Annotated in this window: 9 protein-coding genes; 1 reads left to right on the forward strand and 8 read right to left on the reverse strand. The window is 33.7% G+C overall.

Annotated features, from left to right (window positions below):
• Window positions 1-19: 19 nt before the first annotated feature.
• From AC2DZ0_RS05930 to AC2DZ0_RS05945, 4 genes are all read right to left on the reverse strand, one after another.
• The gene (locus tag AC2DZ0_RS05930) at window positions 20-1309 is read right to left on the reverse strand and encodes a class II aldolase/adducin family protein (protein WP_484644312.1); all 1290 of its coding nucleotides are present in this window, start codon (window positions 1307-1309) and stop codon (window positions 20-22) included.
• A gap of 54 nt (window positions 1310-1363) precedes the next feature.
• The gene (locus AC2DZ0_RS05935; RefSeq protein WP_484644314.1) at window positions 1364-2755 is read right to left on the reverse strand and encodes an FGGY-family carbohydrate kinase; all 1392 of its coding nucleotides are present in this window, start codon (window positions 2753-2755) and stop codon (window positions 1364-1366) included.
• A 9-nt stretch (window positions 2756-2764) separates the two neighbouring features.
• Window positions 2765-4045 carry a sugar isomerase gene (locus tag AC2DZ0_RS05940; RefSeq protein ID WP_484644315.1) on the reverse strand — a complete coding sequence of 427 codons (1281 nt, stop codon included), beginning with the start codon at window positions 4043-4045 and terminating at the stop codon, window positions 2765-2767.
• A gap of 97 nt (window positions 4046-4142) precedes the next feature.
• Window positions 4143-6245, reverse strand: coding sequence for a bifunctional aldolase/short-chain dehydrogenase (locus tag AC2DZ0_RS05945; RefSeq protein WP_484644317.1), 2103 nt, complete (start codon window positions 6243-6245; stop codon window positions 4143-4145).
• Between the two features lie 241 nt (window positions 6246-6486).
• Between AC2DZ0_RS05945 and fbp the strand changes: the two genes are divergently transcribed.
• Window positions 6487-7515: a class 1 fructose-bisphosphatase gene (fbp, locus tag AC2DZ0_RS05950; protein WP_484644318.1), complete on the forward strand. Its 1029-nt coding sequence runs from the start codon at window positions 6487-6489 to the stop codon at window positions 7513-7515.
• Window positions 7516-7554: 39 nt separating this feature from the next.
• Here fbp and AC2DZ0_RS05955 read toward each other — a convergent pair whose 3' ends face one another.
• Genes AC2DZ0_RS05955 through AC2DZ0_RS05970 form a run of 4 tightly spaced genes read right to left on the reverse strand, consistent with a single transcriptional unit; the run spans window position 7555 to window position 11730 of the window.
• Window positions 7555-8706: a lactonase family protein gene (locus AC2DZ0_RS05955; RefSeq protein ID WP_484644320.1), complete on the reverse strand. Its 1152-nt coding sequence runs from the start codon at window positions 8704-8706 to the stop codon at window positions 7555-7557.
• Between the two features lie 16 nt (window positions 8707-8722).
• Entirely contained in the window at window positions 8723-8854 is a 132-nt protein-coding gene (locus tag AC2DZ0_RS05960; RefSeq protein WP_484644322.1) for an endo-acting ulvan lysase-like protein, read from the reverse strand.
• 10 nt (window positions 8855-8864) lie between these two features.
• Window positions 8865-10271, reverse strand: coding sequence for a sulfatase (locus tag AC2DZ0_RS05965; protein ID WP_484644323.1), 1407 nt, complete (start codon window positions 10269-10271; stop codon window positions 8865-8867).
• Window positions 10272-10287: 16 nt separating this feature from the next.
• Window positions 10288-11730 carry a sulfatase family protein gene (locus tag AC2DZ0_RS05970; RefSeq protein ID WP_484644325.1) on the reverse strand — a complete coding sequence of 481 codons (1443 nt, stop codon included), beginning with the start codon at window positions 11728-11730 and terminating at the stop codon, window positions 10288-10290.
• Window positions 11731-11798: the final 68 nt, after the last annotated feature.

Here is an 11798-nt window from a genome sequence, read left to right on the forward strand (position 1 = left end):
ATATTTTTGTGGTTTACTTTTACTTTAAAAATTTCTCTCTTAAATCTTCCACTTGTTTATCATTGATTGGTACCATTTCACCTAAAGCATGTCCCATAACAATTGACTTTGCACTAAATTCAGCTACTTCTAAATAATCAAATGTTTGCAATAATTTATCACCTGTAACAATGACAGAATCATTTTCTATGATAACAGCTGTTGAACAATTATCTACGATTTCTGAGTTATTGTTTTGTTTGAAATGATGTCCATATTTTACTTTAGTAATATCTTGTAAAAAAATCCAACTTTCTGGAATTGTTCTAACATTGATATTCTCATCAGTAACCCCAAAAGCCATTAAATAGGGTGATTGTGTCATGATTATAGAATTGACTTTTGGATTTCTATTGTAAATCTCTTGATGAATCCAAGCTGCTCTGCTAGGTAATTTACCTTCCTCTCTTTTACCATCTTTTATCTGAACTACATCTTCTAACTGCAAATCCCAACGATCAACATTTGTAGGAGTAATTAAAAAATCACTTCCTTCTAATCTCATTGAAACTGTACCATAAGAACCAATCATCAAACCTTGCTGACAGGATCGCTGTACAATGTTACAAATTTCTAGACGTTTCTCTTGTTCTTCAGAACTGTGCTCTGTATCATGCCTTTCTGGTAAAACACCAGTAGACTGAGCTTCGAACTGATCTATTTGATCGTCTGACAGATAGTTCGGCTTTCCAATTTGAGATCCGTATAAAATGGTTCTAGCACAAAACTCTAGAGCTTCAAAACGTTCATAAGCATCCGTCAAATCACTTCCACCTAAAACAGTTCCGTGATTTTCCATGATGATCGCCTTGTATCCTTTTTTAAACTCCTCACCGATAACAGCACCTAACTCCTCACTGCCGGGAATCTCATATTTCGCATAACCGATAGGTCCACAAATATGCTTCGCTTGTGAAATAATATTCGTGTTCGGTATTTGACGAACAATACTAAATGAAACTAGAGCTGGTGGATGTGCATGAATCACAGATTTTATATCGCGTCTTGATTCATAAATAGCTTTATGAAAAGGAAACTCAGATGACGGTTTGTGCTTTCCGATAATCGTTCCATCTTTTTTAACACATATAATATCTGATGCCTGCAAGGAACCTTTATCAACTGCACTAGGCGTTACCCAAATATCTCCATTATCATCAATAATAGAAATATTCCCTCCAGAAGTTGTGGTCATTCCTCGTTTATAAATCCTGTCAATTATTTCAGTAATTTGGTTTCTTGGATGAATTAGCTGTTGTTTTTTTAACATAACATCGAATTTATAATATTAAAACATTCCTCTTCTGTTGTTGGTTTTCTTAAATTATTTGCTCGTAATCTCTGTTCCTACAATAAAAGGAACGTGTTTCTTCAGAGCATAATTTTCTTTTAAAAATTTTGAATTCAATTTTGAATCTGAAATTGAAATCGCTGCTCCTAAAGCTGAGCCCAAAGACGCATTGGTTGTTCTCAATTTCTTATCTCTAAAATAATGAGATAACAACTTTATATACACATCATTGTCACTAAATCCACCGTCAACATATAGTCTAGTAATGGTATCATCACCTTTCGCTTCATTGATACACTTGATTTGCAACAACACCAACTCTGTAATTAATTGATGATAAGCATATTCATAAGTTTCAAAATTTGCAATGGTTTTTGATGGCATATTCTCATCAACAATACTTTTCCACTTATATTGGTAGGTAAAGTCTTCTATCAGCGAAGCGTAGATATCATAATCAAACTTAACTGTTCTATGATAGTCGTCATTCACTCCGTATTTTTTATCAAGTGCTTTCACTTGAACTTTATATTCATTTCCTAAAAACAAACGAGAAGCTTTTACTGGCTTTCCGTTTATTCTCATATAATTTAATGAATCATTTGTCGATCCATCTTCAGCAATTGGATTTTCAGTAAAAGGATTGAAACTGATACTCCAAGTACCTGTTGATATTAAAATAAATTTCTTTTTAATACTGCGTACATAAGGTAACAATGCAGCTGAACTATCATGAATTCCGACACCGATTTTAATACGGTTACCGTTATAATTCATATTGATACTTGTTTCCGTAGAAACTATTTGGGGTAATTTTTCATTGATTCCTTCTTCATACACCCAATTATGGTAATCTTTTTTTGTATAATCCCACAATGCAGTATGACAACCAATACTTGTATACTCACTCAAAGCAATCCCAGTGAAAATATAACTTAAATATTGCGGTAAATGCAATGAATATTTAATCTGCTTGAAAATTTCTGGTTTGGTTTTCTTCAACCAATACAATTGTAAACCAGAATTTAACATACTTAAATCAGTACAGCCTGTAGCTTTTAAAAAGGCTTCTTTTGGTCCGTAACTTTCGAAAAAGCTATCCACTATATGAGATGGCAATTCTTTTGTATAATTGTACAGTGGAGTTAAAGGATTTCCTTCCTTATCTAAATGAACAAAACTCGCTCCATAGGTAGAAAAATTGATCGCTTTAACTTTGTATTTCTTATCTGTTAAAATTCTATCGAAAACCTCTTTCAACCATTTTTGCAACTCATGCAAATTCTCAGTTGGATGTCCGTCTTCATCAACAATTTCATCAAATGAAATATATTCTTTGTGAACCTCTTTAAAATCTTTATCGAATAGGAAAAACTTTTTATTAGTTTTTCCTATATCGAATACAGCTGTTACTTTTTGTCTCATAGTAAATTCTTAAAGTCCAGTGGCAACAGTATGTCTACCTCTCTCTTTAATTAATTCATTTCTTACATCTAAACTTCTATACGCTTGAATTGGGCTAATTACACCGCCAACATTCAATCTTGCTTTTTCAATTAATGGTCGAACATCTGTTCTAAAAGCTCCCTGTAATATTTCTTGACATTTTACAACATCATTATCAATTTGCGCTGCTTTCAAAGCTGCTTGATCAATCAATAATGCTTTAGCATATGCCTCTTGAATTGCCTCTAAAGATTGAATTAAATCTTCTAAAGGATCTTTGATATTATGACTTGCATCAATCATCCAAGCTAAATCAGGATTCTGAGGGTTATTCTCCATTCCGTACACTAATTCATTAAAAATTAAGAATAATGCATAAGGTTTGATACTTCCTACAGTTAAATCATCATCACCATATTTACTATCGTTAAAGTGGAAACCACCTAACTTTCCTTTCAATTGCAATACAGATACAATTTGTTCAATATTACTATTTGGTAAATGATGTCCTAGATCTACCAACGTAAATGCTTTATCACCACAACCATTTGCCAACATTAATGAAGCACCCCAATCTTGGATAACTGTACTATAAAAGTTTGGCTCGTATGGTTTGTATTCTATTAACATTTTCCAATCATCTGGTAATCCTTTGTAAATATCAATCAAACTGTTTTGCGTATTTTGAAAAGCAGTTTGAAAATTATTCTGTCCTGGAAAACAAGATCCATCAGCCAACCAAACCGTTAAACTTTTAGAACCTAATTTATCTCCGATGTTAATTACATCTAAATTATGTTGGATCGCTTGTTCACGTACTGCCTGACTCGTATTGCTCAACGACCCAAACTTATAAGATTCTTGGGCGTTTGCCTGATCTTGAAAAGTATTAGAATTTACAGAGTCAAATTTAATATCTAAAGAATTAGCCAATTCACCTACCGCATTGTAATCAGATGGCACATCCCATGGAATATGCAACGAGACCGCTCCGGCAGTCTTAGTAAGAGCATGCAACACACCAACATCTTCTATTTTTTGCTCTAAGCTAGAAGGTTCACCATAGTGAGAAAAACGTCCAAAACGAGTACCACCAGCTCCTAAAGCCCAACTTGGTATTGCTACTTGAAACTCAGCTAATTTTGCTAAAATGTCAGATATATTATGACCGTTTTTAGTCAGTTTATTAGCTAAAAAATCATAATTATCATTATGATTCTCTAATCCTGATTTATTGAAATCAAAAATTTGCTCTTTATTTATTTTCATAATCCTATATTATTTTAAGAAAAGCTCTCCCGAAATCATCTTAACTTCGGGAAGAACCTTCTCGTATCAAATTAAACTCTAATCTTAACTGATCAATTTATCTTACAAATGCATTGGCCATTCCACCATCAACATTCAAAATGTTTCCAGTTGACTTGTCTGTAATTCCTACAAAAGAGAATACACCGTTTGCAATATCTGCAGGAGTAATAATCTCATTCAATAAGTTTCTTTTTGCGTAAAATGCTGGTAATTCTTCTACAGTAATTCCATTGGCTTTGGCACGACCTTCAGCCCATGCTCCTTCCCAAATTTTACTTCCTACAATAACTCCATCAGGGTTTACTGTATTTACTCTTACTTTGTCTTTTGCTAATTCAGCAGCTAACAAACGAACCATGTGCTGTTGTGCTGCTTTCGCAGTACCATAAGCGACATTATTTGGACCTGCAACCAATCCATTTTTACTAGCGATAGAAATATAATCTCCACCTAATCCTTGCTGACGTGTAATTGCTGAGAATTGTTTTGCTAGATCAAACTGACCTTTCACTAATATATTTTGTAAGATATTCCAATCTTTGTCAGTAGTGTCTTCCAAAGGTTTAGAAATTGCCAAACCTGCACTGTGTACAACAATATCAATTCCTCCAAACTCTACACATGCTTTTTTATATGCAGAAGCAATAGATTCAGGATTCGTCACATCACAAATAGCATAAGTTGAAACGTCTCTTTTATAAGTAGCATTTGCTTCAATCAAACTATCTTCGTTGATATCAGTCAATACAACATTTGCACCTTCAGCTGCTAATTTATCTGCAATTGCTTTTCCAATACCTCCACCAGCACCCGTAACTAAAGCTACTTTACGTGATAACGGCTGCTCTTTCGGCATACGTTGTAATTTAGCTTCTTCTAACAACCAGTACTCGATATCAAATGCTTCTTGTCTTGGTAAAGATGTATAAGAAGTAATAGCTTCTGCTCCTCTCATTACATTGATCGCATTGATATAGAACTCATTTGCCACACGTGTAGTTTGTTTGTTCTTTGCAAAACTAAACATACCTACTCCTGGGTAAATAATGATTACTGGATTCGCATCACGAACCGCAGGACTATTCTCTTTTTTACATGTATTGTAGTATTCAGCGTATTCCGCTCTATAAGCTTCAAATGCTGGCTCTAACTTAGCTAAAATAGCTTCGCTATCAGATAAATCTTCATTTTTATCTAATGACAATACCAAAGGTTGAATTTTAGTTCTCAAGAAATGATCAGGACAAGATGTTCCCATTGGAGCCAATCTTTCTAAATCATTACTATTGATAAACTCCATTACCACATCAGAATCAGAGAAATGTCCAATCATTCTGTTTTCAGAAGAACATAACCCTCTTAATAATGGCATAATTTGAGCCGCTTTTTCGTATCGCACTTCTTTAGGAAGGCTTTCGATTTTTTGACCACCAAATACACTTCCGTTTTCTTTAATCTTGTTTTCTATATAATCAGAAGCCATTTCAATCACCTCTAAACTATTCATATAACATTCGTAAGAAGTATCCCCCCATGTAAATAATCCATGAGAACCCAATACGATTCCACGAATACCAGGATTATCAGCCAAACATTTTTCTAACTGTAATCCTAAATCGAACCCAGGACGTTGCCATGGCACCCACCCCATAGTATCTCCCCAAATTTCTTTGGTAACCTTCTCACTGTCCTCTGCTGCTGCAACCGCAATCAACGCATCAGGATGCAAGTGATCTATATGTGCAAATGGTAACAAACCATGCAAAGGTGTATCAATAGACGGAGCTTTACTGTCAAGATCGTAAATACAGTGATCAAAAAGACCAACCATTCGATCTTCATCATGCATCCCTCCATATACATTTTTCAAATCACGCAAACGATTCGTATACAAACCAGCAATACCCGCTCTATTTAAAGTACCAATATCTCCACCTGAACCTTTTACCCACATTACCTCAACTTCTTCATTTGTTAAGGGGTCTGTTTCAATAGTTTTACAACTCGTATTTCCACCACCGTAATTAGTGATTCTTAAATCTGCTCCTAATATATTAGAACGATATAAAAACAACTCGACTTGATTATCCTCAAGCGACGCAGCTTTTTTTTCGTCCCACAAATAATCTACATATTTAAAACTCGTTTTGATCTCCATGATTTAATTTTGTTAAATTTTACATAATCAAAAATAGTCCTATACATTTAGTTAAGTCTTCTGAACTGTATGGTTCTAATGAAAAAAAATCATCTCAGTTTAATTTCAAAATAAAACAGATCGAATTTCATCCAAGATACCTCTATTACTACATCACACATCAGTACAGCTTACTGCAGCTAAAAAATTACTTTCGTTTTAAACTAAAAATAAAGAATATCATTTATTCTACAACTTTTTTATGAAAGAGAATTACATAACATTAGGTGAGTTTATAATAAACAATCAAAACCACTTTAAATATTCTTCAGGAGAATTTTCTCATCTAATCAACTCAATAAGACTTGCTGCAAAAATTGTAAATCATGAGGTAAACAAAGCAGGACTAGTTGATATTATTGGAACTGCTGGAGAAACCAATATTCAGGGTGAAGATCAGCAGAAACTAGATATTTATGCCAATGATGTGTTTAAATCGGCATTGATAAACAGAGAAATTGTATGTGGCATAGCTAGTGAAGAAGAAGAAGATTACATAACTATTGAAGGTAAAGACAGTACACACGAAAACAAATATGTTGTGTTAATCGACCCATTAGACGGTTCATCAAATATCGATGTTAACGTATCAGTTGGTACTATCTTTTCTATTTATAGAAGGGTGACACCTATCGGAACTCCCGTAAAAAAAGAAGATTTTTTACAAAAAGGTAACGATCAAGTTGCTGCCGGGTACGTCGTGTATGGAACTTCAACCATGCTAGTTTATACCACAGGGAAAGGAGTGAATGGCTTTACTTTAAATCCTGCAATTGGAAGTTTTTATTTGTCACATCCAAATATGACATTTCCAACAAAAGGAAATATTCTATCTATCAACCAAGGAAATTACGTTCATTTTTCACAAGGGGTCAAAGATTATATAAAATATTGCCAAGAGGAAGATAAAAATGATCAGCGCCCATACACACACCGATATATTGGTTCTTTGGTATCTGATTTTCATAGAAACATGATCAAAGGAGGAGTCTATATTTACCCAAGAAGTAAAACTTCACCTAACGGAAAACTGAGGCTTTTATATGAATGCAATCCGATCGCATTCTTAGCTGAACAAGCTGGAGGAAAAGCTACGGATGGTTCGCGAAGAATTATGGATCTCGAACCAAAAGAACTACACGAAAGAGTTCCTCTTTTTTGCGGATGTGTAGACATGGTAGACAAAGTAGAATCCTTTATTCGTTTGCACAAAAAAGTTGAGCTTCACTAATAAAAATACAAAAAGGAAAGGTTTTACATCTTTCCTTTTTTATTTCTTATAAGTTCTCATTTGCAAACTTGATACTCCCATAGATTTTATTTCATTGGGTAGTTTTTTCAATTTACCCGTTTGTTTGTTTATTCTAAATATCACAATATTGTTCGTGAATTGATTTCCGACCAATAGAAAATTCCCTGTGGGATCTATTACAAAATTTCTAGGATGCTCCCCAAAAGTAGGAACATGTTCAACAAATGATAACATCCCCGTATTCTCGTCAATTTCAAAAACAGCTATTGTATCTTCTTCAGGCCCTCTATTCGAAACATACAAAAATTTACCCTCTGAAGAAATATGAATATCGGCAGTTCTATAAATTGACTGTTCTTTTTTATAGGTCTTTTTTGTATCTATAAGTGATAACATTTCTTTTTTAAACGCATATACATTGACTTCTCCACTCAATTCTGCCACTCCATAGGCATACTTCCCTTTTGGGTGAAAATCAAAATGCCTAGGACCGCTTCCTGGAGCTACAGCAACATAGTCCTTAGAAACTAATTTATACCGATTATCGATTTCTGAAAACTCGAAAATTCTAATTTTGTCTGCACCTAAATCTTGAGCGAGTAGAAATTTTTGATCTGGTGAAAAATTGGAAGAATGAATATGAGCTGTTTTCTGGCGATTCTTTAGGATACTACTATCTTTAAAAACCAATAATTGATGATAAGGTTTTATGCTTCCGTCTGCATTCAAATCAAATACACTCAAACTTGGATCTGAATAATTGGAACAAACCAAATGTTTGTCATTTTTATCTATTTCTAAATGAACAGGGTTCCTACCGCCACAATCTTGACTATTGATATACTTCAAAGTTTTGTTAATTGAATCAATTTTATAAACAGCGACCTTACCATTATAATCCATTTGACTCTCTACTACAGAATACAAAAATCCCCCATTGAAAGATAATTTCAAAAATGAAGTATTGATAACATCTTTGACTGTATGTTTCAACTCGGCCCTACCGGTTTCTGTATCGAAAAGATATACCTGGATACCATCTCCAGGTTGTTTCTCTGTAAAACTACCAACGAACAATAATGTTTCTGTTTTTTGTTTTTCACTACAACTCAAAAGAAAAGTAACAAGAACGCAAATCAATATTCTACAGTATACTTTAAAATTACTCATAATCTTTATAGAAGTTTTATTCTGATGGTGTAACAATCTCAACATTTTCGAAACTCCATTTATTTCCCTCTCCAATATAAACAGATTTTAATCCTTCATTAGAATTTAATGCAATCACAGCAAAAGTTCCTTCAAAATATAATTGCAAAGCATCTTCTTTATTTATAGCTCTTTGCTTGTTCTTGCTTTTTCATTAAAGCTTTTCGCATATCTTCAAGTACTTTTTTATAACTAGGATTTGCTAAAACATTTTTGTTCTCGTCTGGGTCTAGTTTGCGATTGTACAACATCTCTTCACCATTTTCGTATAAGGAATAAGTAAAGTTTTCGGTTACAATGGCATCGGCCTTTTTAAAACGCGCATATGCATTCTCTCTAAATGATTGTTTCGGATTGTTGAGCACTGATTTAAAACTCTCGCCCATGATATAATCAGGTGTATCTAAATTTGCCAAATCACAAAGTGTTGGATAAATATCAACACTCTCTACCAAAGCATTGGTCTGTTGTCCTTTTATTTTGCCTGGTACTTTCACAATCAAAGGTACTTGCAACGCATTATGCAAGGTGTTGTGTTTTCCCCAAAACTCGTGTTCTCCTAAATGCCAACCATGATCCCCCCATAATACAACAATTGTATTTTCTGCTAGGCCTAGATTTTCAAGTTCTGCAAGAACATTTCCAACCATTTGATCCACATAACTTACACAAGCATAGTACCCATGACGCATCATTTTATGAAACTCTTCTGTATTTGGTTTATAATCACCAAAACTATAGCTTTTAAACTCTCCACTACCACGCAACGATTTCGGTGCATTCTCTGGTAAATAACGGTTCTCTGCAATATTTATTGAATCTCTATGGTATAAATCCCAATATTTTTTAGGTGCATAAAAAGGCATATGAGGACGAAAAAAACCACAAGCCATAAAAAAAGATTCCCCAGTTTTCTTAAAACGGCGTAAATCGCTTATCGTTTTTTGTGCAATCTTATAATCTGGATACTCACTATCATCAACTTCTGGTGCTTCATAAATGCGACCATTACCAGATTTCATGATTACTTCATTGGTGCTCTTATCATAACTCACTCTGTGTCCTCCTTCTGGCATCCAAGGATTTTCACTCCAACTTGCTTCTTGAACATCTTTATTGTAGTGAAAAATCTTTCCGTTTGAAATACTCGTGTATCCTGCATCTTTAAAAATACTCGGCAGGGTTTTCGCGTTTGGAACATCTCCTTGCGCCTTTGCTCTATAATCTATAAAACGTGTTTTTGTAGGTAAAATACTGGTTAACAAACTAGCCCTTGATGCTCCGCAAACTGGCACATTACAATACGCTCGATTAAAAACAACTGCTTCTTTTGCAAATTGATCTATGTTTGGCGATTTTACTTGTGGTGCATCATAACAACCCAACTCAGTTCTTAAATCGTCAATAGCAATAAACAAAACGTTCATTGGCTTTTGGTCATGTTTCTCTGCCGTTTTATCTTTTTCATTTTTACATGATGTTAAAAGAAAAAATAAACTAAATGCGTATGTGAAGAATTTATTCATTTTTCAATTGTTTTTTTTACCAGTGCTCAATTATTATATAATCTTCTTTCGTTAGTGTATTTTTTATAGAATCAGGTATTTTTCGTCTAGGCGTATCTTGGTCTAACTTAAATCCTTTTTTCCCTTTAGGAGTTATGATTGGCATATTCCCCACAGTTTCATTTAAAAAATCATCTTGTAACTTCATCCATTCAAACAAATCTTTTTTCAACCTTTCTTTAATTTCTTTCAGACTTTCATCTTTGATTAAATTATGCTGTTCGTATGGATCGTTCTGTAAATCGTACAATTCTTCAAAAGGTTCATTTTTGAATTTATTTGCACCTCTTTTTATAAAATAATCTACATTCAATTTCCCTGTTAAATTTTGTTCTACAACTTCAATAGAATTAAAATTACGAATGTATTTGTATTGTTTATCTCGAATCATTCTTGAAGGAAACACCTCTGAATTTAATATATTCTGATTGGTTCTTACTCCATACACATATTCATTTACTGCCTTAACTTCACCTTCTAGAATTGGTAAAAAACTAGTTCCATCTGCAGTCTCATCTGCCTTCCCTCCAGCAATTGCAACAAAAGTTGGCAATACATCAGTATAGTGAATGAGTTGATCTGAAGTAGTTCCAGGTTTAATCACTCTTGGCCAATGTGCTACAAAAGGTACTTTTAAACCTATGTCTTTAACTGTAAACTTACCTGAAACTCCATGATCTGCACTATAAATAAATAAAGTATTGTCATCAAGATACGTATCAACTAATGCTAAAACTTTTTCAATTTGCGTGTTATCTTCCTCAATACTTCGGTAATAACCAGCTTTAGATTTCACATATTCTTTATCTCCTTTTTTATGTTCGTTAAATGGATAGAATTTAATAGCATCTACTTTTGGATTTTCAACATCAAAATATTTTCCATGTGGATATTTAGACGTAATAAACATACAAAATGGTTTTTTAGAAGTTTTTAAATAACTCTCGATACTATCCAAAGGAATATAATCTCTAGGCACTCCTTTTTTAGGAACGGATGCCCATTCTTTATCCCATTGATAAACATCTGAAGGATTCACGTGACTTTTTCCCGCCAAAACCACTTCGTAACCCAAATCTTTCATCTGAGTGGTGACACTTTTTATGTCTGGCCTCGTAGCCGTATGGTTTGCAAAACATCCATTTTTAAAAGGATATTTCCCTGTGAAAAGCTGTGATCTACTAGGTGCACAAATTGCTTGCCCAGTAAAAGCATTTTCAAACAACATTCCTTCTTTTGCTAGACGGTCTACTGCTTCTGTATTCACTTTTTCATTTCCGTAACAACCATAATCATAAACATCTTGATCATCTGCTAAATAAAAAATTAAATTGGGTTGATTCTTTGCTATATCTTGACCTTTATTTTCTACATTAATTGCTGATTTCACATTAGAAGTCTTACCTCCTTTACAGGCCATAAATAAGATCGACACGCAACACAAAAACAAGAGTTGATAATTATTCCTCTTCATTTCTTAAATTATAA

It is taken from the genome of Flavicella sp. IMCC45668 (genome assembly GCF_057219105.1).